At 19.1% G+C, this 25788-nt stretch carries 21 protein-coding genes; 10 read left to right on the forward strand and 11 right to left on the reverse strand.

What is annotated here, in order from left to right; translation table 11 throughout:
- Nucleotides 1-80: 80 nt before the first annotated feature.
- Together AACK90_RS00165 and mfd are read right to left on the reverse strand one after the other, a co-directional pair.
- A complete protein-coding gene (locus AACK90_RS00165; RefSeq protein WP_339043310.1) occupies nt 81-1085 on the reverse strand; it encodes a beta-propeller fold lactonase family protein in 1005 nt (334 codons plus the stop codon).
- Nucleotides 1086-1172: 87 nt separating this feature from the next.
- Nucleotides 1173-3230, reverse strand: a complete 2058-nt coding sequence (gene mfd / locus AACK90_RS00170; protein WP_339043312.1) for a transcription-repair coupling factor — start codon at nt 3228-3230, stop codon at nt 1173-1175.
- Between the two features lie 410 nt (nt 3231-3640).
- On the opposite strand from mfd, the gene gap reads away from it, so the two are divergent.
- Nucleotides 3641-4642: a type I glyceraldehyde-3-phosphate dehydrogenase gene (gene gap, locus AACK90_RS00175; protein WP_339043314.1), complete on the forward strand. Its 1002-nt coding sequence runs from the start codon at nt 3641-3643 to the stop codon at nt 4640-4642.
- An 85-nt stretch (nt 4643-4727) separates the two neighbouring features.
- On the opposite strand, the gene fldA is transcribed toward gap, so the two are convergent.
- A complete protein-coding gene (fldA, locus tag AACK90_RS00180; RefSeq protein WP_339043316.1) occupies nt 4728-5237 on the reverse strand; it encodes a flavodoxin FldA in 510 nt (169 codons plus the stop codon).
- Between the two features lie 133 nt (nt 5238-5370).
- On the opposite strand from fldA, the gene AACK90_RS00185 reads away from it, so the two are divergent.
- The 6 genes from AACK90_RS00185 to pfkA all read left to right on the forward strand — a co-directional run bounded on the left by AACK90_RS00185 (nt 5371) and on the right by pfkA (nt 13516).
- Nucleotides 5371-6822 (forward strand): deoxyribodipyrimidine photo-lyase, encoded by a 1452-nt coding sequence (locus AACK90_RS00185; protein ID WP_339043318.1) that lies wholly within the window; start codon nt 5371-5373, stop codon nt 6820-6822.
- On the forward strand, nt 6788-7534 hold the full coding sequence (locus AACK90_RS00190) for a Nif3-like dinuclear metal center hexameric protein (RefSeq protein WP_339043320.1): 747 nt from the start codon (nt 6788-6790) through the stop codon (nt 7532-7534). Before AACK90_RS00185 ends, AACK90_RS00190 begins: the two co-directional genes overlap by 35 nt.
- A 103-nt stretch (nt 7535-7637) precedes the next feature.
- Nucleotides 7638-10436, forward strand: coding sequence for a 2-oxoglutarate dehydrogenase E1 component (locus AACK90_RS00195; protein ID WP_339043322.1), 2799 nt, complete (start codon nt 7638-7640; stop codon nt 10434-10436).
- Nucleotides 10437-10460: 24 nt separating this feature from the next.
- Entirely contained in the window at nt 10461-11597 is a 1137-nt protein-coding gene (gene sucB / locus AACK90_RS00200; protein WP_339043323.1) for a dihydrolipoyllysine-residue succinyltransferase, read from the forward strand.
- Between the two features lie 171 nt (nt 11598-11768).
- Nucleotides 11769-12458, forward strand: coding sequence for a 2,3-diphosphoglycerate-dependent phosphoglycerate mutase (gpmA, locus tag AACK90_RS00205; RefSeq protein WP_339043325.1), 690 nt, complete (start codon nt 11769-11771; stop codon nt 12456-12458).
- 95 nt (nt 12459-12553) lie between these two features.
- Nucleotides 12554-13516, forward strand: coding sequence for a 6-phosphofructokinase (pfkA, locus tag AACK90_RS00210; protein WP_339043327.1), 963 nt, complete (start codon nt 12554-12556; stop codon nt 13514-13516).
- 40 nt (nt 13517-13556) lie between these two features.
- Here pfkA and tpiA read toward each other — a convergent pair whose 3' ends face one another.
- The 6 genes from tpiA to serS all read right to left on the reverse strand — a co-directional run bounded on the left by tpiA (nt 13557) and on the right by serS (nt 20796).
- Complete coding sequence (gene tpiA / locus AACK90_RS00215; protein ID WP_339043330.1) at nt 13557-14321, reverse strand: triose-phosphate isomerase; 765 nt, start codon at nt 14319-14321, stop codon at nt 13557-13559.
- Between the two features lie 147 nt (nt 14322-14468).
- Nucleotides 14469-16169: a 30S ribosomal protein S1 gene (gene rpsA / locus AACK90_RS00220; protein WP_339043332.1), complete on the reverse strand. Its 1701-nt coding sequence runs from the start codon at nt 16167-16169 to the stop codon at nt 14469-14471.
- Between the two features lie 84 nt (nt 16170-16253).
- Complete coding sequence (gene cmk, locus AACK90_RS00225; RefSeq protein WP_339043334.1) at nt 16254-16958, reverse strand: (d)CMP kinase; 705 nt, start codon at nt 16956-16958, stop codon at nt 16254-16256.
- A 58-nt stretch (nt 16959-17016) separates the two neighbouring features.
- Nucleotides 17017-18303: a 3-phosphoshikimate 1-carboxyvinyltransferase gene (aroA, locus tag AACK90_RS00230; RefSeq protein WP_339043336.1), complete on the reverse strand. Its 1287-nt coding sequence runs from the start codon at nt 18301-18303 to the stop codon at nt 17017-17019.
- Between the two features lie 53 nt (nt 18304-18356).
- Nucleotides 18357-19451: a 3-phosphoserine/phosphohydroxythreonine transaminase gene (gene serC, locus AACK90_RS00235; RefSeq protein WP_339043338.1), complete on the reverse strand. Its 1095-nt coding sequence runs from the start codon at nt 19449-19451 to the stop codon at nt 18357-18359.
- A 55-nt stretch (nt 19452-19506) separates the two neighbouring features.
- Nucleotides 19507-20796, reverse strand: a complete 1290-nt coding sequence (serS, locus tag AACK90_RS00240) for a serine--tRNA ligase (protein WP_339043340.1) — start codon at nt 20794-20796, stop codon at nt 19507-19509.
- Between the two features lie 203 nt (nt 20797-20999).
- Between serS and trxB the strand changes: the two genes are divergently transcribed.
- The 3 genes from trxB (at nt 21000) to aspS (ending at nt 24212) form a co-directional block, all read left to right on the forward strand.
- The gene (gene trxB, locus AACK90_RS00245; protein ID WP_339043342.1) at nt 21000-21953 is read left to right on the forward strand and encodes a thioredoxin-disulfide reductase; all 954 of its coding nucleotides are present in this window, start codon (nt 21000-21002) and stop codon (nt 21951-21953) included.
- A 94-nt stretch (nt 21954-22047) separates the two neighbouring features.
- Nucleotides 22048-22266 carry a translation initiation factor IF-1 gene (infA, locus tag AACK90_RS00250; RefSeq protein WP_339043344.1) on the forward strand — a complete coding sequence of 73 codons (219 nt, stop codon included), beginning with the start codon at nt 22048-22050 and terminating at the stop codon, nt 22264-22266.
- Between the two features lie 182 nt (nt 22267-22448).
- Nucleotides 22449-24212 (forward strand): aspartate--tRNA ligase, encoded by a 1764-nt coding sequence (gene aspS / locus AACK90_RS00255; RefSeq protein WP_339043346.1) that lies wholly within the window; start codon nt 22449-22451, stop codon nt 24210-24212.
- A gap of 19 nt (nt 24213-24231) precedes the next feature.
- Here aspS and AACK90_RS00260 read toward each other — a convergent pair whose 3' ends face one another.
- Together AACK90_RS00260 and AACK90_RS00265 are read right to left on the reverse strand one after the other, a co-directional pair.
- Complete coding sequence (locus AACK90_RS00260; RefSeq protein WP_339043348.1) at nt 24232-25017, reverse strand: metal ABC transporter permease; 786 nt, start codon at nt 25015-25017, stop codon at nt 24232-24234.
- Nucleotides 25018-25045: 28 nt separating this feature from the next.
- The gene (locus AACK90_RS00265) at nt 25046-25753 is read right to left on the reverse strand and encodes an ATP-binding cassette domain-containing protein (protein WP_425333434.1); all 708 of its coding nucleotides are present in this window, start codon (nt 25751-25753) and stop codon (nt 25046-25048) included.
- Between the last annotated feature and the right edge of the window lie 35 nt (nt 25754-25788).

Raw genomic sequence — 25788 nt, forward strand, 5'->3', positions numbered from 1 at the left:
TTTTTTTTTTAAATATAATTTATTAATGTTTTTAAAAAATTTGTTATATAAAAAAAAAAAATAAAATTATTTTAAAATATTTATATTAATTTTAATATTTCAATCCATAAAGGTTCTTTTATAGTTGAAAATTTTTTTATTTTTTTTAAAAATCCATTTCTTTTATTTATAAAATAAATAGTTACAGAATTTGATTTTTCACCACAAACCATTAAATATCTTCCTTTTTTATCTATTTTAAAACTTCTTGGTTGTTTTTCTGTTTTATAAACTTTAATTAATTTTATTTTTCCTGTTTTTTTTTTTACTTTAAATAAAGATATAGAATTATTAATTCTTTCTGATGCATATAAAAAATTACCACATCGAGAAAAATGAATGTCTGCTGCCCATTTTTTATTTAATTTTTTTTTTATAATTTTTTTTGTTTGGATTTTTTTTATTTTTTTCTTATTTAAAATATCTTGAATTTTCCATACTGAAATACTATTTTTTAATTCATTAATTACATATAAATATTTTTTTTTTCGATCAATTGTAACATGACGAGGACCGCATTTATTAGAACATTGAATTTTCTTAATTTTTTTATTGAACAATTTTTTTATATTTTTAATACTATAGATAAAAATTTTATCTGATAAAAGAGAAGTAAAAAATAAAATTTTGTTTTTTTCATCTATAACAGAGCAATGGCAACCTGATATATTACTTTTTGTTTTAAATACTTTACTTGGAATACTATGTTTATTTAAAAGATGACAACTTATTGAATTACCTCCATATGAACTATTAAATAAATATTTTTTTTTTTTATCAATAGAAAAATGATTAGGATTTCCTATTGTTTTTATTTCTGTAATTTTTTTTAAAATTCCATTTTTTTTAATTTTATATGTTATAATTCTTGAAGGTTTTCTAACTCCAGCATATAAAATATTTTTTTTTTTTATTATTTTTAAAGGTTGAACTTCTCCGTTTGTATAAATTTCTTGTATTTTTTTTATAAAATTTGGTGTTTTAAATTTAAATACTTCAATTATATGTTTTTTGGGTATTGAAATATAGATAATGTATTTTTTCATTTTAGTTATTTTTATTTTTGAAAAAAATTTATTTTTTAATATGATTTATTTAGTTTTTTTAAAATTAATAAATTTTAGATGTTTTTATTATTGTTTTTTTTTTAATTTTAATAAAAATTTTTTTATCCATCTTATTTTATTTTTATTTTTTGAAAATGATTTTTTAAAAATTAATGTATTTTTATCTTTTATTTTCCATGTTTTATATTTTTTTTTTAAAAATTTTGTTAACCATATAATATTTATATTATTTGGATAAAAAAATTTTATAATTCCACCTGATTTATTTAATTCTATTTTCTTTATTTTTATTTTTTTAGATAATATTTTAATTTCTGTAATAGAAATTAAATTTTTTGCTAATTTTGGAAGTTTTCCATATAAATTTTCAATTTTTTTTTTAATTTTTTTTAGTTTTAAAATACTATTTAAAGAAGCAATTTTTATATATAAATATAATCTAGATTTTATATCAGATATATAATTTTCTGGAAATAAATGAGGTAGATTTAATTCAATTTCTATGTTTTGATTTAATAAATTTTTTGTTGATATTTTTTTAGAATGTTTAATATTTTTAATAGCATTTTTTAATAGTTTAACATATAATGGTAAACCTATGTTTTTTATATGACCACTTTGTTTTTCTCCTAAAATTTCTCCTACACCTCTAATTTTTAAATCATTTGTTGCTAAAGAAAATCCTGCTTTAAAATCTTGAATAGAAGATATAGATTTTAATCTTTTTTTAGAATTTTTTGTAATTTTTTTTATGTCTGAAACTAATAACCAAGCATATGCTTGATAATGAGATCTTCCAACTCTACCTCTTAATTGATGTAATTGAGATAAACCAAAATGATCTGCATGTTCAATAATAATTGTATTTGCTAAAGGAATATCTAATCCTGTTTCTATAATAGTTGTACATAATAATATATTAAATTTATTTTGATAAAAATTCTTTATTACTTTTTTAAGTTTATTTTTGTTCATTTGTCCATGTCCAATTTGAAATTTTCCTTCTGGAACTAATTTATTTAAATATTTTAATTTATTTTTAATTTTTTGGACTTTATTATAAACGTAATAAACTTGTCCTCCTCTTTTTATTTCTTTTAAAATTGCTTGTCTAATAATTTTATTTTTTTTATTTCGAACGAAAGTTTTGACTAATAATTTTTTATCAGGAGGAGTGTTTATAATGGATAAATCTCTCATTCCTAAAATTGACATATTTAGTGTTCGTGGAATTGGAGTAGCTGTTAATGTTAATATATCAATATTATAAAATATTTTTTTTATAGATTCTTTATGATGAACTCCAAATCTATGTTCTTCATCTATAATTAATAAACCTAAATTATTCCATTTTAAATTTTTTAACAATATTTTATGTGTTCCTATAATAATATTTAAATTTCCATTTTTTATTTTTTTTAAAATTTTTTTTTGTTCTGTTAGTGTATTAAATCTAGATAACATATTTATTGAAATAGAATATTTAGAAAATCTTTGAGTAAAATTATTATAATGTTGTTGTGCTAATAATGTAGTAGGAACTAAAATAGCTACTTGTTTTTTATTACAACTAGCTATAAAAGCTGCTCTCATAGCTACTTCTGTTTTTCCAAAACCTACATCTCCACAGACTAAACGATCCATTGGTTTTGAAGAAAACATGTCATTTAAAACAGAATTTATTACTTTAGATTGATCTGGTGTAGTTTTAAAAGGAAAATTTTTACAAAATTTTAAATATTTTTTTGAATATTGTTTAAATGCAAATCCTTTTTTAGAAATGCGATTTGAATATATTTTAAATAATGTTTTTGCTGTATTAAATATTTTTTTTGAAATCTTTTTAATTTCTTTTTTCCAATTTTTGTTACCTAATTTATTTAAACGAACATTTTTATTTTCTATTTTATTATATTTACTTATTAAATTTAATGAAGATATTGGAACATATAATTTATCATTATCTGCATATAAAATTATTAAGTATTCACATTTTATTCCTTCTGTTTTTATTGTGATTAATCCTTTATATATCCCTATTCCATATTGAATATGGATTACATATTGATTAATATTTATATTAAGTAAATCTTCATTAAATAATTTTATATAAGTTTTTTTCATAAAATTGAGAACAAACAAAAGTTAAACTGAATTTATCTATTTTTTTTTAAAATATATTTATATAATAATTATTGATCATAATATATAAAAAATTTTTTCTTAAATATATATTATAAAAATTTAAAATATAAATTCTTATTTGATTGACAAATGTCTTTATAATTAATTAAAATTTTAATATTTTATATATATATATATAAAATTTATGTTAAAATTAATTTATAAAAAATATATTATAATATAATTTTTAAAAATAAAAATTATTTTTTATTTTTTTTACTATAATTAAATTTAAAAAATTTATTTTAATTTAAAATAAAATTTTTTAAATTTATAATTTTAAAATTAATATTTTTTTTAAATTTATTATTTTAAAGAATCTAATCTTTTATTATTATTGTGAGAAAAATATGACTATTAAAGTAGGAATTAATGGTTTTGGAAGAATCGGAAGAATGGTTTTTAGACTTGCTCAATCTAGAAAAAATATTGAGATAGTAGCAATAAATGATTTACTGAGTTCAGATTATATAGCATATATGTTAAAATATGATTCTACTCATGGAAAGTTTAAAAAAAATATAAAATTTGGAAAAAATTTTATAAAAATTAAAGATAAGATTATTCACATTACTTCTGAAAGAAATTTAGAAAATTTAAAATGGAACAAATTTTCTGTTGATGTAGTAATTGAATCTACTGGACTTTTTTTAACGAAAGAAACTACCATGAAACATATTTCAGCTGGGGCCAAAAAAGTAGTTATTACAGGTCCTTCAAAAGATAATATTCCAATGTTTGTAAAAGGTGTTAATTTTTGTTCTTATAAGGGAGAAAAAATAGTTTCAAATGCTTCATGTACTACAAATTGTTTAGCTCCCCTGGCAAAAATAATAAATACTGAATTTACTATCATAGAAGGATTAATGACTACAGTTCATGCTACTACATCAACTCAAAAAACTGTTGATGGAGTATCTTTAAAAGATTGGAGAGGAGGAAGAGGTGCTTTACAAAATATTATACCTTCTTCTACAGGTGCAGCTTCTGCTGTTTGTCAAGTATTACCTGAATTAAATAAAAAACTTACAGGAATAGCATTTAGAGTTCCTACACCAAATGTTTCTGTTGTTGATTTAACATGTAGATATAAAAAATCTTCAAATTATGAAAATATTTGTTCAATAATAAAAAATTATTCAAAAAATTCAATGAAAGGAATATTAGGATATACTAATGATAATGTTGTTTCTACTGATTTTAATGGCTCTGAATTAACTTCTATTTTTGATTCTAAAGCTGGGTTGTCTTTAAATAAAAATTTTGTAAAATTAATATCTTGGTATGATAACGAAACAGGATATTCTAGTAAAGTATTGGATTTAGTTGAATTAGTTTCTTTAAATGATTAATTTTTTTTAAAATATTTTAATTTATATTAAATCTAGGTATATAGTATTTTCTATATATACCTAATTTAATTATTTTATATTCATTTCATTCTTTAATTTTTTTTAAAATAATTTTTATCCATTTTTTTACTCTTTTTTTTGTTAGTTCTGGTTGTCTATCTTCATCAATAACTAATCCTAAAAAATTATTTTTATTTAATAATGCCTTTGATGAATCGAAAACATAATTTTTAGATGGCCATTTTCCTATTATTTTTGCACCTTTAGATACTACAATATCATATATAATTCTCATAGCATCACAAAAATATTCTCCGTAATCTTCTTGATCTCCACATCCAAATATTGCTATTTTTTTATTTCTAAAATTTATTTTTTTAAAAATTGGAAGAAAATCATCCCAATCTGCTTGAATTTCTCCATAATACCATGTTGGTACTCCTAAAATTAAAAAATTATATTTTAAAAAATCTTTTTCAGAAGACGAAGATATATCATACATAACAGATTTTATTCCTATTTTTTTTTTTATCATTTTAGATATTTTTTCTGTATTTCCTGTATCAGTTCCAAAAAAAATTCCTATTTTATTCATTTTTTTTGATATCCTCATTGAAAAATTTTAAAGTTTAATATTAAATTATTAAAAAATTTTTGTTATAAAAATTTTTAAAATTAAAGATAAAAAATTTTTTTTTAAGCATATTAAAATAAGGTTAATTTTATATATGACTTCTATAGTTTGGATGAGAAATGATTTAAGAATTGATGATAATAAAGCTCTTTATCATGCTTGTAAATATAAAAAAAATAATATTATCATATTATTTATTTATATATATAAAGATCAGAAATATTTTTCTATTTCTCATTATCAAAAAAATTTTATTAAAAAAAGATTATTATATTTAAAAAAAAAGTTTTATACTTTAAACATAAAATTTTTATATAAAAAATTAAATAGTTTTAATGAATCTATAAAATATATTTTATCAATTTGTAAAAAATATAGTATAAAATATTTTTTTTATAATATTCAATATGAATTAAATCAATTAAATAGAGATTTAATTTTAAGTAAAAAATTAATAAAAAATAACATTAAAGTTTTAAATTTTCATGATAACTGTTTAATTTCTCCAAATATTATTAAAAATAATTCTGGTCATACATATAAAACTTTTTATTTTTTTAAAAAAAAATCATTAAAATATTTAAAAAAAAATAAAATTGTTTGTTTTTCAAAACCAAAAATAAGAATTAAAAATAATATTATCTTAAATAATAAAAAAATAAAATTTAATTATAAAAATAAATTTTTTAACGAAAAGAGATTTCCATTTAAAGATAAATTAATTAAAGAAAAAATAATTTATTTTTTTAAAAAAAAAATTGTTTCATATTTTAAAAACAAAGATTTCTTATATTTAAATAATACTAGTGAATGTTCAGTATATTTAAATTTAGGAGTAATTTCAATTAGAAGATTTTTTTATTATATTTTGAAATATAGAAAAAATAATTATAAAAGTTCATTTATTTTATTAGAAAAATTATTATGGAGAGATTTTTTTAAAAATTTAATCGTTTCATATCCAAATTTATCAGAAAATTTTTCTTTTAAATTGTTTAAAAAAAAAATGAAATATAAAAAAAATATGTTTTATTTTAAGTCTTGGAAAAAAGGTTTAACAGGATTTCCTATTATAGATGCTGGAATGAGGCAATTAAAAAAAACTGGATGGATGAATAATAGAATACGTATGATTACTTCTAGTTTTTTAGTTAAAAATTTATTAATTGATTGGAGAATTGGAGAACGATATTTTATGTTATATTTAATTGATTCTGATATTTCTATAAATAATGGAAATTGGAAATGGATTTCATCTATTAAAATAGATTCAGTTTCTTATATACGTATGTTTAATCCATATATACAATCAAAAAAGTTTGATTTTAACGGAATTTTTATAAAAAAATATGTTAAAGAATTAAAAAATGTTCCAATAAAAAATATACATAAACCATATTTATGGTTAAAAAAAAATGAACCTAATACAAAATATCCTAAACCTATTGTTGATTATTTCCAAACAAAAATAAAATTTATTAAAAAAATAAAAAAAATAAATAAAAAAAAATATGAAGAATACATTTTTAGAAAAAATAATAAATAAAAAATTAAATTCATCAAAATTTTTAGATTCTACTTATAACGGACTTCAAATAGAAGGATGTTCTGAAGTTAATAAAATAGCTATTGGAGTTACAGCTTGTCAATCTTTATTAGATCAAGCTATAAAAAATAATTTTGATTCTATTATTGTTCATCATGGATATTTTTGGGATCACGATTCAAAAAATATTTATGGATTTTATAGAAAACGTTTAAAAACAATTTTATTAAATAATATCAATCTTTATAGTTGGCATTTACCTTTAGATGCTCATAATAAATTAAGTAATAATTTTTATATAAAAAAAGTTTTAAATATAAAAAAAGAAGGAACATTAAATCCTTATTTATGGAAAGGTCATTTTAAAATTTTATTAAGTGGAATAGAATTATATCAAAAAATATATTCCATTTTTAAAAGGAAACCAATTTATATTGCAAATAATAAAAATAAAAAAATATTTAGTGTGGCTTGGTGTAGTGGAAAAGGTCAAAAATTTATTCATCAAGTAATAAAAAATAATATTGATTGTTTTATTACTGGAGAAGCTTCTGAAGAAACTACTCATTATGCTCGTGAATCAGGTATACATTTTTTTTCTGCTGGTCATCATGCTACAGAAATTGGAGGTATACAATTATTAGGAAAATGGTTAAGTTCAAAATATAAAGAATTAAAAATTAATTTTTTTAACATACATAATCCTATTTAAAAATTTTTATTGTTTTTTTTTATTTTATTTTTTTCAAAAAATAAATAAAAATTACACATTAAATTATATAATCTTAAAAATGAAAAAATTTAAAGAGTAAAAAATGAAATTTAAAGATTTTAATAATATTTTAGATGAATCGTGGATGAATTCAATAAATCAAAAATATATTGAAAATATATATTTAAAATATTTAAATAATAAAAATTCTGTAAGTGAATTTTGGATAGAAAAATTTAAAAATTTTGATAAAAATTTTTTTTATAAAAATAAAAACAATTCTAAAAAAATTTTAAATTTGACAAAAAATAAAAATATTATTTATGATAAATTGAATTTAAAAAAAAAAAATTTTAATTTAAAAAAAGAAAAAATACTTAAAATATTAAATTTTTTTAGAAATAATGGACATAAATATTCTAACTTAAATCCTTTATATAAAAAAAATATTAAATATGATGTTAATTTATTAAACTATAAATTTTTTAAATTTTTAGATAAAGATTTATACAAAAAAATTATTTTAAAAAAACAAAAAAATAAAAAATTTTTAAATATAGATTTTTTTATTCAATGGTTAAAAAAAAAATATTGTCATACAATTGGTTTTGAATATAATCATATTAGTTCTAAAAAAGAAAAAAAATGGATAACGAATTATATTGAAAATAAATGGAATGAAAAAAAAATTAATTTTAAGAAAAAGATAGATATTTTAAGAGCAATTATTTATTCTGAAACATTTGAAAAATATATTAATTCAAAATATCCAGGTTATAAAAGATTTTCTTTAGAAGGAAATGATTCTTTAATTCCTATGCTATATGAAATTCTTTCTTTTTCAATTAAAAAAAATGTTTCATATTTTTATATCGGAATGGCTCATCGAGGTAGATTAAATGTATTAATAAATGTGTTAGGAAAGTCTTCAAAAAAATTATTTGAAGAATTTGATGGAAAAAATATAAAATCTATTAATAATGGAGACGTTAAATATCATCTTGGATTTAATACACAAATAAAAACAAAATATGGAGAAGGAAATTTAAATTTATCATATAATCCTTCTCATCTTGAAATTATAAATCCAGTTATTATGGGAATTTCAAGAGCTCGAATTGATTCTTTAAAAAATTTTGATAGTAATAAAGTTCTTTCTATTATGATACATGGAGATGCGTCTTTTATTTCTCAAGGAGTAATTCAAGAAACTTTAAATTTATCTCAAACTCCTGGATATAATGTAGGCGGATCTTTACATATAATAATTAATAATCAAATAGGATTTACTACTTCAGAAATAAATAATATGAGATCAAGTTATTATTCTACTGATATTGCTAAAATACTTGAATCACCAATTTTTCATGTAAATTCAGACGATCCAGAAGCATGTATTTTTTCTATTCAAATGGCTATTAATTATCGAAAAAAATTTAAAAAAGATGTATTTATTGATTTAATAGGATATAGACGTAATGGACATAATGAATCAGATGATCCAACTGTAACTCAACCATTAATGTATAAAATTATAAAACAACATCCTACTGTAAAAGAAATTTATTCAAATAAATTAATAAAAAAAAAAATAATTACATTAAAAATTTTAAATAAAATAACATTAAGTTATAAAAAAATGTTAGATTCAGAAAGTATAATATTTTTAAAATATGATACTTTAAAATTTAAATCTAAAATAAATAAAGATTTTATGCGTTTAAATACAAATAAAAATTTTTATTTTAAAAAATATTCAAAAAAAAAATTTCAAAAATTAGGGAAATTTATAAATAAATTACCTAAAAATTTTAATATTCATCCATTAGTAAAAAAAATTTATTTAGATAGAAAAGATATGATTTTTTTAAAAAAAAAATTAGATTGGGGAGCTGCTGAAACTTTAGCTTATGCATATTTATTAAAAAATGGAATATCTTGTAGAATTTCAGGAGAAGATGTTATTCGAGGAACATTTTTTCATCGTCATGCTGTTATTTATGATCAAAAAAATGAAAAAATTTATTCTCCTTTAAAAAAAATTAAAAATGGAAATTTTTATATATGGAATTCTGCTTTATCAGAAGAAGCTGTTTTAGCTTTTGAATATGGATATAGTTTAAAAAATAAAAATACATTAATTATTTGGGAAGCACAATTTGGAGATTTTTCAAATGTTGCTCAAGTTGTAATAGATCAATTTATTAGTTCTGGAAAAGAAAAATGGAATCAAAATTCTGGAATAGTAATGTTTTTACCGCATGGTCATGAAGGTCAAGGTCCCGAGCATTCTTCTGCAAGGATAGAAAGATATTTGCAGTTATGTTCTAAAGAAAATATACGTTTATGTATTCCAACTACTTCTTCTCAAATTTTTCATTTATTATGTCAGCATGTATTTAAAAAAATGAAATGCCCATTAATTATTTTTTCTCCAAAATCACTTTTAAGAAATCCAATGTCAGGTTCTTATTTTAATGAAATTTATAAAGGAAAATTTAAAAAAGTACTTTATAAAAGTAATTTTTTAAAAAATAAAATAATTAAAAAAATTATTTTTTGTTTAGGAAAAATATATTATGAATTATTAGAGAAAAAAAAAAATAAACAAATTAAAGACATATTATTAATTAGAATCGAACAATTATATCCTTTTCCAAGTAATAAAATATTGAATATTTTATCTAAATATTTAAAAGTAAAAAAAATATATTGGTGTCAAGAAGAACCATCTAATCAAGGTGCATGGATTTATATAAAAAATTGTTTTAAAAAAATTTTAAAAAATAACATATCAATAAAATATATTGGAAGAAAAGAATCTTCTTCATCTGCTACTGGAAGTATTTATATTCATAGACATGATCAGTCAAAGATTATTACAAAAGCATTTAAAATATAGATACGATTAAGAGATAATTATAAAATGAGCGAAAAAATAAAAATTTTAGTACCTGAACTTCCTGAATCTGTTCATCATGCAAAAATTGTTAAATGGCATAAAAAAATTGGAGATTATATTATAAGAGATGATTTATTAGTCGATTTAGAAACTGATAAAATAATTATAGAAGTCCCTGCATCTACTTCAGGTAAATTAATTTTTATTAATAAAGATGTTGGAAAATTAGTAAAAAATAAAGATTTATTATGTTATATAAAAAAAAAAAAAAAATATTCTCAAAAAATTTCTATAAAAAAAGAAAATTTGTCTCCTTCTCTTCGAAGAAAAATAAAATTATCTCATAAAAAAGATGAAAAATTTATAAAAAAAATATCATTAAAAGAAAAAATAATAGAAAAAAAATCAGAAAACAATGATACTAATTTCAATAAAAATTTTTCAGTAAATAAAAAATTAAAAATAAAAAAAATTATAGAAATGTCATCTTTTCGTCAAATTATTTCTCAAAAACTTGTTAAATCTAAAAATAAAACAGCAATGTTAACAACTTTTAATGAAGTAAATATGAGTTCTATAATAAAAATAAGAAAAAAATTTGGAGAAAAATTTAGAAATAAACATAATATAAAACTTGGATTGATGTCATTTTTTGTTAAATCTGTTATTTTAGCATTAAAAAATTTTCCTCAAATTAATACTTCTATTTATAGAAATAAGATAATTTTTTATGATAGTTTAAATATTAATATTGCTATTTCTACTGATAGAGGTTTAGTTGCACCAGTTTTATTTAGTGCTGATAAAATGAGTATGTCAGATATTGAAAAAAAAATAAATTTTTATTCTATACAAGGTAAAAATGGAAAACTGACATTAGATGATTTAAATGGTGGAACTTTCACAATTACTAATGGAGGAGTTTTTGGATCTTTATTATCTACTCCAATTATAAATTATCCTCAAACAGCAATATTAGGAATACATACAATTAAAAAACGACCTATAGTACATAAAAATAAAGATATTATAATTGCTCCTATGATGTATATTTCTTTATCTTACGATCATAGATTAATTGACGGAAAAGATTCAGTAGGATTTTTAATGAAAATTAAAAATACACTTGAAAATTTTATTAATATATCTTTAGATATTTAATTTTTAAAAAAATTTTATAATAAATTAAAAATTTTTTATTTTTTTTTTTTTTTTTTTTTTTTTATATATAAATTTAAAATAAATATAATTTTTGCAATAGAATTTAAAAAGAATTATATTAGTATTCGTAAAAATAAACAGCAATTATTAAATAAAAGAGGAATTAAAAATATGACTTTTAAAGTAGTTTTTTTAAGACATGGAGAAAGTGAATGGAACGAATTAAATAATTTTACAGGATGGAACGATGTTAATTTAACTAAAAATGGAATAAAAGAAGCTCGAGAAGCTGGTGAAATTCTAAAAAAATATAATATAAATTTTGATATAGCTTACACTTCTGTTTTAAAAAGAGCAATTTTTACTCTTTGGAAAATATTAAAAAAAATTAATCAATCATGGATACCAGTATATAAAACATGGAGATTAAACGAAAGACATTATGGCGCGTTACAAGGTTTAAATAAAGATGAAGTTATTCCGTTTTATGGAAAAAAAAATGTAATTGATTGGAGAAGAAGTTTTAGTGTAATTCCACCTAAAATGAAATCATTAAATGATAAATTTTCAGGATATGATAATAGATATTCTGACATGAAAAAAACAGATGTTCCATTAAGCGAAAGTTTAGATTTAACATTAAAAAGAGTACTTCCTTATTGGAATGATATTATTGTTCCTCAAATTAAAAAAAATAAAAAAATAATTATTGTAGCTCATGGTAATTCTTTAAGAGCTTTAATAAAATATTTAGATAAAATAGATGAAAAAGATGTTCCAGATTTAAATATACCAACTGGAAAACCAATAATATATAAATTTGATAAATATTGTAATCCAATAAAATATTATTTTATATAATTTTAATAATAAGATTTTTTAATTAATTTTAATAATATGAAAAAAATTAATAACAGTATTTTTTATAAATAAATTTACAGTAAAGGAATAAAGATATGATTAAGAAAATAGCAGTTCTAACTAGTGGAGGAGATTCTCCAGGAATGAATGCTGCTATTCGAAGCATAGTTCAAACATCTTGTAATAAAAAAATAAAAATATTAGGTGTATTAGATGGTTATTTAGGATTATGCAAAAATAAAATGATTAAATTAAATAAAAATATAGTTTCTAATATTATAAATAGAGGAGGAACTTTTTTAGGTACTGCTCGTTATTTAAATTTTTTAAAAAAAAATGAAAGAAAAATAGCAATTCAAAATATGAAAAATAGAAAAATAGATGCATTAATAGTAATTGGTGGTAATGGAACATATGCAGGAGCAAATAAATTAAATAAAATGAATTTTCCTTGCATTGGAATTCCTGGAACAATTGATAATGATGTTTCTGGTACAGATTTTACTATTGGTTATCATACTGCTTTAGAAACTGTTGTTCAAGCAATTGATCGATTAAGAGATACTTCTTGTTCTCATAAAAGAATATCCATTGTTGAAATTATGGGAAGATATTGTGGAGATTTAACTATTTTTTCAGCTATTGCAGGTGGTTGTGAATATGTAATTACTCCAGAAATGAAATATGATAAAAATAAATTAATAAAAAAAATTAAACAAGATATTAAAACAGGAAAAAAAAATGCTGTAATTGCTATTACAGAGAAAATATGTGATGTTAAAAAATTAGCAAAAAGTATTGAATTTCATACAAAAAGAGAAACTAGAGCTACAATTCTTGGACATATCCAAAGAGGTGGAGCTCCAGTTGCGTTTGATAGAATTCTTGCTTCTAGAATGGGATTTTATTCAATTGAACTTTTATTACAAAAAAAATTTGGAAAATGTATTGGTATTCAAGATAATAAAATTATTCATCATAATATAAATTATTCTATAAAATTTATGAAAAAAAAATTTCAAAAAAAATTGATTGAAATAGTTAATAATTTAAATTAATTCTTTTTAAGAAATAAAAAAAAAAAAACAATTTAATATATTATTTATTTATAAAATCTGAAATATTAATTATTTTACAAAAATTCTTAAAATTTAAAGAATCTGATCCAATTAATACTCCATCAACATATTTTAAACGAATTATTTCTTCAAAATTTTTATAAGAAACGGAACCTCCATATTGCATATATACTTTAATATTATTTGAACTATTTTTTATGATATATTTTTTTATCATTTTAAGAATTTTATTAATTAAATATGGAGAAGCACTTTTTCCACTTCCGATTGCCCATATTGGTTCATATGCAACAATAGTTTTATGAAAAGCTAATTTTCCACATTTTAAAAATATTGAATCAACTTGTTTTTTTAAAATTTTTTCAGTTAAATTTAATTTTTTTTCTTTATTTGTTTCTCCAATACAAAGTATTGGAACTAAATTATTTTTTTTTAAAGAATAAAATTTTTTTGCTATTATTTTGTTACTTTCAAAATGATTTTTTCTTCTTTCAGAATGACCTAATATTGAATATTTAACTCCAATTTCAGATAACATATTTGCAGAAATTTCTCCAGTAAAAGCTCCTTGATCATGATAATCTACATTTTGAGATGAAAAATATATTTTTTTATTTTTAAGAAATTTCTTTATATATTTAATATATATTATTGGAGGAGAAATTATAATTGTACTTTTTTTAAAATTTTTATTTAAATGTAAATTACAATATTTTATAAATTCTTGTACAAAATTTTTATTTCCATTTAATTTCCAATTTGCAACAATAATAGGTTTTTTCATTTATTTCTCTTAATATTAAATTTTATTAAAAACATTTTTTTATTATTTATAATATGTTTATAGTATTTAAAAGTATTACATTATACTTTTTCGTACTATAAATTATAGTTTTTATAAAAAAATTTATTTTTTAGAATCTAAATTTATTTATTCTATATTTTTCGCATCGATAAAAGCATGACTCATTGTACTAGAAAAATTTTCTTTATTTTTTATTTTTTTTTTTTTATTTTTTTTATTAGTTAAAAAATTAGAATTTTGTTCTTTCTTTTCTTTTTTTTTTTTTAAGAAAGATAGATATATAATTCTTTTTTTTCGATCAATACTTTGAATAACAAAATCAAATATTTTTTTCTTTTTTATTTTATTAATTTTTTTATCTATATCTTTTTTGTTAAGATTAGTGAAATTTATTATTCCTATAACATTTTTTTTAAGAGAAATAATTATTTTATCTTTTGATGTAATATTTTTAATAGTTCCTGATATAATAGATCCTTTTTTATTTTTTTTAATATATTTATTAAATGGATCTTTTTTAATATGTTTAATTCCTAAAGATATTCTTTCTCTATCTGAATCTACTTGTAAAACTATAGCAGAAATTTTATCTCCTTTCTTATAATTTTTTACTGCTTGTTCTCCAGGAATTTTCCAATCTATATCAGATAAATGAACTAATCCATCAATTCCTCCTTCTAATCCTATAAAAATTCCAAAATCAGTAATAGACTTAATAATTCCATTTACTTTCATTCCTTTTGTATTAATTTTAGAAAATTCTTTCCATGGATTTTTTGTACATTGTTTTAATCCTAATGAAATTCTTCTTCTTTCTTCATCAATGTCTAAAACCATTACTTCTATAACTTTATTTAATTTAACTACTTTAGAAGGATGAATATTTTTATTTGTCCAATTCATTTCTGAAATATGTACTAAACCTTCTATTCCTTCTTCAATTTCTACAAAACATCCATAATCTGTTAAATTAGTAATTTTTCCTGATATTTTTGATTTTTCTGGATATCGAATAGAAATATTATTCCAAGGATCTTCTCCTAGTTGTTTTAAACCTAATGATACTCTAGTTTTTTCTTGATCAAATTTTAGTATTTTAACTAAAACTTCTTCTCCTATACTTACTATTTCACTAGGATGTTTTACTCTTTTCCATGCCATATCTGTAATATGTAATAAACCATCTACACCACCTAAGTCAATAAATGCTCCATAATCTGTTAAATTCTTTACTATTCCTTTAATTTCTAATCCTTCTTTCATATTTTTTAATAATTGATCACGTTCAGCGCTATTTTCAGATTCAATTACAGCTCTTCTCGAAACTACAACATTATTTCTTTTTTGATCAAGTTTTATTACTTTAAATATTAATTTTTTTCCTTCTAAATGTGATGTTTCTCTAATTGGTCTTATATCAACTAATGAACCTGGTAAAAAAGCACGAATATCTTTTAATTCTACTGTAAACCCCCCTTTTACTTTTCCATTTATAATTCCTTCAATGTTACTAGAATTTTCATAAGTTTTTTCAAGAATTAACCAAGATTGATGACGTTTTGCTTTTTCACGTGATAATAAAGTTTCTCCAAATCCATTTTCTACAGAATCAAGAGCTAGTTTTACTTTATCTCCAACTTTAATTTCTATTTCTCCATGGGAATTTTTAAATTGTTCAATTGGTATAACTGATTCTGATTTTAATCCAGAATCTACTAATACTATATCTTTTTCTATTGCTAGAATAATTCCTTTAATAATAGATCCTGATTTTGTTTGTGTAAATTTTAATGATTCTTGAAATAATTTAGAAAATGATTCTTTCATATTAATTTTTATCTTTTTTTTAATAAAAAAATTTTAAAATTTTTTAACATCAATGTTAAAAAATTTTTTTAATTATCCTGATAACTATTCCTTGTTTAGGTGTTTTTTTTTAAATATTTTTAATTTTTTTTTTATATTTTTTAAAATATATTTTAAAGTTTTAGAAAAACTCATGTTAGTTGAATCAATAATTATAGCATTTTTATCAGGTTTTAAAGGACAAATTATTCTATTTTTATCTCTTTTATCTCGTTTTTTAATTTTATTTATTAAAGTATAAAAATTTATTTTAAATCCTTTAGATTTTAATTCTAAATATCTTCTTTTAGATCTTTCTTGTATTGAAGTAGTTAAAAATATTTTTAATATAGCATCTGAAAAAACTACAGTTCCCATGTCTCTTCCATTAGCAATTAATCCTGGAAATTTTCTAAATTCTCTTTGTTTAGATAATAACCAATAACGTATATAAGGAAAAATTGAAATTTTTGAAGAAATCATAGAAATTTCTTCTGAACAAATTTCTTTTGAAATATCTTTTTCTTTATAATATACTTTAATTATTTTATCACTATATTTAAAATTAAATTTTATATTTTTTAAAATTGAAATAATATTTTTTTCATATATTGGTATTTTTTTTTTAAAAACATAATAGGCAATAATTCTATATAAATATCCTGATTCGAGAATATTCCAATTTAATTTTTTAGAAATAGCATAAGAAATTGTACTTTTTCCAACTCCACTAGGACCATCAATTGTTATAACTGGAGGTTTTTTTTTCATATTTATTTTTTAAATTAATTTTTAATATAAATTTTTTATTATTTTTTATTTTCTGTCTTTAAGTATATTTACATATAGATAAAAAATCTTTAAAATAATTTGGAAAAGTTTTATTTATACAATTAGGATTTAAAATAGTTACCGAAGTACCGGATAAAGAAATTAGTGAAAAACACATTGCAATTCTATGATCATTATAAGTTTCAATTTCTACTTTTTTAAATTTTCTTGGAGGAGTAATAGTTAAATAATCTTTTCCTTCTTCTACTTTTGCTCCAATTTTTTTTAATTCAGTAGCCATAGCATATAAACGATCTGTTTCTTTTACTCTCCAATTATATATATTTCGAATATTTGTTGTGCCATTTGAAAAAAGAGCGGTAATAGCAATTGTCATTGCAGCATCTGGTATATCATTCATATCCATATCAATACTTTTTAATTTATTTTTAGTACATTGAATAAAATTTTTTCCTAAATAAATTTTTGCTCCCATTTTTTTTAAAATAGAACAAAATTTTATATCACCTTGTATACTTTTTTTTCCAACGCCTTTAATTATTACTGTACCTCCTTTTATTGCAGCTGCAGATAAAAAATATGATGCAGAAGATGCATCTCCTTCTATAAAATATTTTTTTGGAGAAATATATTTTTGATTACCATTAATTAAAAAAAATTTATAATTAAAGTTTTTTATGATAACTCCAAAAGATTTCATCATTTTTATAGTTATATCTATATATGGTTTTGAAACTAACTTACCTTTAATTAATATTTTAGTTTTTTTTAAAGATAATGGAGCAGCGATTAGTAAAGCTGTTAAAAATTGACTTGAAATACTTCCATTTAATGTAATTGTTCCTCCTTTAAATTGTCCATTTGTTTTAATTGGAAGAAAATTTTTTCTTTGAATATATGAAATTTTAGCTTCTCCTTGAATTAAAGAATCAACTAAATGTTTAATTGGTCTATTTTTCATTCTTTCATCACCAGTAATAATAATATTACTATTTTTAATTGATAACACTGATAAAAGAAATCGAACAGCTGTTCCTGCATTTCCTAAAAATAAAGTCACATTTTTTGTTATAGGAAATTTATTTCCAACTCCATATATTTTGCATATTTTTTTATCATTTGATAAATTATATTTTATTCCTAATAATTTTAAAGCATTAAGCATGTATTTAACATCATCACTATATAAAATATTTTTTAAATATGTTTTTCCTTCTGAAAGAGCAGAAAATAATAATGCTCGATTAGTTATACTTTTTGATCCTGGAAGAATTATTTCTCCATCAATTTTTAAAGGTGTATTAATAACTATTTTTTTTTTCATAATAATCCATATTTTTTTATATTTTATTATTTTTTTTTAAAATAAATTAAATATTACTCATATTTATATTTTTTTTCAAAATATGACATGAATTTAACAAGTAGTTTTATTCCTTCTATTGGCATAGAATTATATATCGAAGCTCTAATTCCTCCAGCTACTTTATGATTTTTAAGAGAATATAAATTATTTAAAGTTGATTCTTTTAAAAAAATATTATTTAATTTTTCATTTTTTAATTTAAACACAACATTCATAATAGATCTATTTTCTTTTTTTATATTATTTATATAAAAATTACTACTATCTATTTTTTTATATAATAAATTAGATTTTTTTATATTTATTTTTTCTATTTCTTTTAATCCTCCTTTTTTTTTTAACCAACAAAATACTAAATTTGACAAATACCAAGAAAAATTAGTTGGAGTATTAAAAATTGAATTATATTCCAACATAGTTTTATAATTTAATATAGATGGAACATTTTGTTTAGAATTTTTTATTAATTCTTTTTTTATAATAATTATAGTAATACCAGAAGTGCCTAAATTTTTTTGAGCACTAGCATAAATTAAAGAATATTTATTAATATCAATTGGTCGAGAAAGTAAAGTAGAAGAAAAATCTCCAATTACATATTTATTTTTGAAAATTGGTTCTTCATGAATAGATATTCCTTCAATTGTTTCATTTGGACAATAATGTATATATTTTGATTTATTATTTATTTTCCATTGTTTCATAGGAATAATATATTTTTTTTTATCATGTAATGAAATAGTATTAATTACATTTGTGCAACAATATTTTTTTGCTTCTTCTTCTGCTTTTTTAGACCAATATCCACTATAAATATAATCAGCTTTATCATTTTTTTTTAATAAATTCATTGGAACAGCAGCAAATTGACCTCTTGCTCCTCCATGACAAAATAATATTTTATAATTTTTTGGTATATTTAATAAATTTCTTAAATTTTTTTTAGAGTTTGTAATAAGCTTTAAAAATTCTTTACTACGATGACTAATTTCTAAAATTGAAGCTCCTAAATTATTCCAATTTTGAAACTCTTTTTTTGCTTGATTCATTACTTCTATAGGTAACATAGATGGACCAGAACTAAAATTATAAGTTTTATTATTCATATTTTCACCGTTTAAAATTATTATTTTTTTTATAAATATAAAATTTTAATTTAAATTATTTTAAAATTTTTAATCCATTCATATATTTTTTTCTTAAAATTTTTGGTATTTTAATACTTCCATCTTTTAATTGATAATTTTCTAATATAGCAGCTAAAGTTCTTCCAATAGCTAATCCTGATCCATTTAATGTATGAACATATAAATTTTTATTTTTTTTAATATCAAAATAACGAGCTTTTATTCGTCTAGCTTGAAAATCACTCATATTAGAACAAGAAGAAATTTCTTTATAAGTATTTTGAGAAGGAAACCATACTTCTAAATCATATGTTTTTTTTGAAGAAAAATTAGTTTCTTTAGAACATAATAAAACTTTTCTATATGGTAATTTTAAAAGTTGTAAAACTTTTTCAGCATGAGATGTTATTTCTTCTAAAGCAGTAGAAGAATTTTTTGGATGAGTAATTTGTACTAATTCAACTTTATCAAATTGATGTAATCGAATTAATCCTTGAAATTTTTTTCCATAAGACTTAGACTCGGAACGAAAACATGGAGTATTTGCAACAAACATACATGGTAAATCTGATTTTTTTAAAATAGTGTTTTTAACTAAATTTGTTAAAGGAACTTCTGCTGTAGGAATTAAAAAGTATTTTTTTTGTTTTTTATTTTTTTTAGAATTTATAAAAAATAAATCAGATTTAAATTTAGGATATTGTCCTGTTCCATAAATACTATTTTCATTCACTATATATGGTACATAAATTTCTTGATATTTGTGAAAACTTATATGTAAATCTAACATAAATTGACTTAATATTCGATATAGTTTTGAAAGATTACCTTGCATTATAACAAAATTTGATCCAGTTATTTTAGTAGAAGCATGCCAATTAAATCCATTAATATTATTTCCTAAGTCTACATGATTTTTTATTTCAAAATCCATTTTCTTAAATTTTCCATAATTATATATAATTTTATTATCAAAAGAAGTTTCTCCAAAATGAACATCTTTAGATAAAATATTTGGAATTTTTATCATAAAATTATGTATTTTTTTTTTAATTTTATAAAATTTTTTATTATATTTATTAATTTTTTTACTTATTTTTTTATTTTTTTTTAAATATTTTTTTTTATTTTCTAAATTTTTTATATTTCCAATTTTTTTTGATATATTTTTTTGAATAGATCTAAAATTTTCTGTTATTATTTGTATTTTTTTTCTTTTTTTTTCAAGTTTATTAAATTTTTTAACATTTAATATGAAACCTTTTTTTAATAATTTGACAGCAGTTTTATCAATTGATTTTCTTAAAATTTTTATATTAATCATTTTATTTTTACTCAATAATTATAAATTTTTTAAAAAATTTATTAATAAATTAAATTTTTTTTTAATAATTTTAAAAAAAATATTTAAATTATTTAAAAATTAAATAAAAAAATATTTTATATATAAATTCAGTTGAATTTATTATATTATAACTTAATTTAATAAATATCGAAATACATACAAAAAATAACAAATAAAAAAATATGAATAAAAAAAAAATTATAAAAAATAGAATTGTAATTCTTGGTTCAGGACCAGCTGGGTATACTGCTGGAATATATTCTTCAAGAGCTAATTTAAAACCAATTATTATTTCTGGAAATTTACCTGGAGGTCAATTAATAAATACTAATATAATAGAAAATTGGCCTGGAGATTATAAAAAATTAAATGGAATAAACTTTATAAAAAGATTAAAAAAACATGCATTAAAATTTAATACAAAAATTATAGATGATCATATAATTTCAATTAATTTTCAATCTAAACCATTTCATTTAATAGGAGAAAGAAATCAATATAAAACAGATGTAATTATTATTGCAACTGGATCAGTTCCAAAGTATTTAGGAATAAAATCTGAAAGTTTATATTTAGGAAAAGGAGTTTCTACTTGTGCGATTTGTGATGGATATTTTTATAAAAATAAAATTGTATCAGTTATTGGAGGAGGGAATACTGCATTAGAAGAAACTTTATATTTATCAAATATTTCAAAAAAAGTACATTTAATACATAGAAAAAATTATTTTACTGCTGAAAAAATATTGATTAAAAAAATATTAAAAAAAATAAAATTAAAAAAAATAATTTTTCATAATTCATATCAAGTTAAAAAAATATTTGGAGATAAAAATAAAGTCAATGGAATAAGAATAGAATCCACTTTAAATAAAAATAAAAAAAATATTAGCATATCTGGAATATTTATAGCAATTGGTCATAATCCAAATACAAAAATCTTTAAAAATAATATTAATATGAAAGATGGATATATTCTTTTAAAAAATTCAAAAAAATACTTTTCACAAACAAATATTCCTGGAGTTTTTGCAGCAGGAGATGTAATTTATAATTCTTATAAACAAGCTATCATTGCTTCTTCTGGAGGATGTATAGCATCATTAGATGCAGAAAAATATCTAGAATCTCAATAAATTTTTTAAATTTAAAAAATATATATTTACTAGAATATATCAAAAAAATAATGTATTATTTAGATAAATAAAAAATATAAAAAAGAGAAATTATATGGTAAAAGCAGATAACATTGAAATGCAAGGAACAGTTATAGATACTTTACCAAATACAATGTTTCGAGTGCAATTAGAAAATAAACATATTATTATTGCTCATATTTCAGGAAAAATGAGAAAAAATTATATTAGAATATTAACAGGAGATAAAGTTACTGTTGAATTAACATCATATGATTTAACAAAAGGAAGAATTATATTTAGAAGTCGTTAATTATTATTTAATTTTATATAATGCTTATATCAAATTCAATTTTTATTCATTTCATAAAAAATTTATTTATTTGTTTTAAAAAATTTTCTTTAAAAAAAATATAAATAGTTTAAAATATTAAATATTTTTTTTTACAAATCTATTAAATTAATTCATTAAAAAATTCTTGTTTTAGGATATATATGAGAACTGATTATTGTGGAAAAATTAATAAAAAACACATCTCTAAAATAGTAAGTATTTGTGGATGGGTTAATAAAAAAAGACATATTGGAAAAATAATTTTTTTAGATGTAAGAGATCAAGAAGGAATTGTTCAAGTTGTATGTTTATCTAAAAATAAAAATGTATTTAAAATCGCAGAAAAATTAAAATTAGAGTTCTGTATTCAAATTTTTGGAACTGTTAAAGAAAGATTAGAAATTAATAAAAATTTAAATATTTCTACTGGAGAAGTTGAAATAATTGCTTTTCAAATAAAAATTTTAAATATTTCAAAAAAATTACCATTTGATGAAAGTAATTGTGAATCTAATAAAAATCTTTTAAAATTTCGCTATTTAAATATTAGAAAATCAAAAATTCTTAATAATCTTAAAACTAGACATTTAATTGTAAAATATATTATAAAATTTTTAAATTGTAATAATTTTTGGAATATAGAAACTCCTTTTTTAACTAGTTCAACTCCAGAAGGAGCACGAGATTATTTAGTACCAAGTCGTATACATTTAGGAAAATTTTATGCATTACCTCAATCTCCTCAATTATTTAAACAATTATTAATGATGTCAGGAATTGATCGATATTATCAAATAGCAAAATGTTTTCGTGATGAAGATTTAAGATCAAACAGACAACCAGAATTTACTCAAATTGATATTGAAGTTTCTTTTATTAATGAATTAAAATTTTGTAAAATAATTGAAGAAATGATTAAATATTTATGGTTAAAAATTAAACAAATTAAATTAAAAAAAATAAAAAAAATATCTTATTCTGAATCAATGAAAAGATTTGGAACAGATAAACCAGATTTAAGAAATCCATTAGAATTAATTGATGTTTGTGATTATTTAAAAAATTTATCTTTTTTTAAAAATTTTAATTTTAAAAATGATAGAATTGTTACAATAAAAATTCCAAATGGAATGAGTTTATCTTATAAAAAAATTAATTTTTATAAAAAAAAAATAATGAAGTATGATATTAAAATCTATGATTTTATAAAAATTAAAAATGAATTAGTTCAAAAAAAACATTTTAAAAAAACTATTTTTTATAATTTTGATATTAATATTATAAAAAAAATTTTTTTTCGAAATAAAATTCATAAAAATGATATTTTAATTTTTATTTATAGTAAAAAACAAAAAATTCATAAATGGTTTGAAAAAATAAGAGATATTATTGCTTTAGATTTAAAAATTATAAATAAATTAGATTGGTCTTTTACTTGGATTGTAGATTTTCCTATGTTTAAAAAAGATTCTAATAATAATTTTACTTCTATGCATCATCCATTCTGTGCACCAAAAAATAATAATATTTTAAATCTTATAAAAAATCCAGAATTATCTCTTTCAAAATCATATGATTTAATTATTAATGGTGAAGAAATTGGAGGAGGATCAGTTCGAATTAATACAAAAAAAATGCAAGAAACTGTTTTTAAAATTATTGGATTAAATACAAAAAATAATACTCAAAAATTTAACTTTTTTCTAAAATCATTATGTTATGGAACACCTCCTCATGCTGGAATTGCTTTAGGATTAGATAGACTTACTATGATTTTAACAAATAGTTTAAATATTAGTGATGTAATTGCTTTTCCAAAAACTACTTCTGCAAGTTGTTTAATGACTGGATCTCCACATAAATTAAATAAAATTGATTTAAAAGATTTAGGAATAAGTACGAAAAAAATAAAAAAAAAAAAATAATTTAAATAAAAAAAAATATTTAATTTTTTTTAAAAATTAAACTTAATATAAAGATAATAGATAAATTTAATACAATTATTGGACTAATTGGAATATTATAATAATAAGATATAAAAATTCCTAAACTTAAAGAAATAAAACTAATAACAATAGAAATAAAAATTGAGTATTCTGGAGATGATGAAAATTTATAAGATATAGAAGCAGGTATTACTAATAATGAAGTCATTAGTAAAACTCCAAAAAATTGTATTGCTAAACTAACTGTAAAAGCTGTAATAAACATTAATACAAATCTTGTTGTTAAAATATTTACTCCATTAATTTGTGCTAAATCTGGACTTATTATTAAAAATAAAAATTTTTGCCAATAAAAATATAATACTATTATAGTAATACAACTAGCAAAAAATATAATTATTACATCATAAAAACATATTTTTGATAAATCTCCAAAAAAATAACGAGGCATATCAATTTTTTTTTTTTTTGAAATTATATGTAATAAAATTATGCTTAAAGATAAAGATATGTTTGTTAAAATATTAATAATAGCATCAATTTTTATATCCGAATAAATTTCTATAAAAAAAACAGCCAATAAAAATATTGTAATTAAAAATATGTTTAGTAAAAAGTAATTAATATTTAAAATATAACTTAAAGATACTCCTAATAGTGAAGCATGAGATAAAGAATCTCCAACAAAAGAAATTCTATTCCAAACTATAAGAGAACCTATAGGAGCAGAAGAAAATATTATAAATGTACCAATTAACCATTCAAAAAATAATTGTGTATTCATAAAAAAAATTCACTTAAATTTATATTTTTTAAAAATTATGCTCATGATTATGTTTATGATTATAAAAAGCAAATTTACTTATTTTAATTAATCCAAAAATTTTAATAAAATTTTTATCTTTTGATACTAATTTAGGAGTGCCTTTACAACAAATATGTTTATTTAAACAAATTACTTTATCTGTTTGATTCATTACTAAGTTTAAATCATGAGATACGATTAAAACAGAACATTTTAAATTATTTTTAATTTTATGAATTAATTGATATAATTTAAGTTGTCCTAAAATATCCATTCCTTGAGTTGGTTCATCTAAAACTAATAAATCAGGATTATTTAATAAAGCGCGAGCTAATAAAACTTTTTGAATTTCTCCTCCTGATAAACTATTTAAATTTCTTTTTTTTAATTTTATTACTCCAACTTTTTTTAAATTTTTAATAATTATATTTTTTTTGTAATTATTTAAAATTTTCATAAATTGGTAAACTGTTATAGGAAATGGAGTATTTAAATAAATTTTTTGTGGAACATAACCAATTTTATTTTTTTTTAAATAAATAACTTTTCCAGAACTTTGTTTTTGCAATTTTAAAATAATTCGAATTAATGTAGATTTTCCGGCTCCATTTGGTCCAATTAACGTAATAATTTTATTTTTTTTAATACGTAAAGAAATATTTTTTAAAACTTTTTTTTTATTTTTATAAAAATAAACATTTTTTATAATAATCAATATAATTTTCTCTATTATTTATATTTATGTTAATA

It is taken from the genome of Buchnera aphidicola (Periphyllus acericola) (assembly GCF_964019855.1).
In the GTDB taxonomy this organism is placed as follows: Bacteria; Pseudomonadota; Gammaproteobacteria; order Enterobacterales; family Enterobacteriaceae; genus Buchnera_J; species Buchnera_J aphidicola_BC.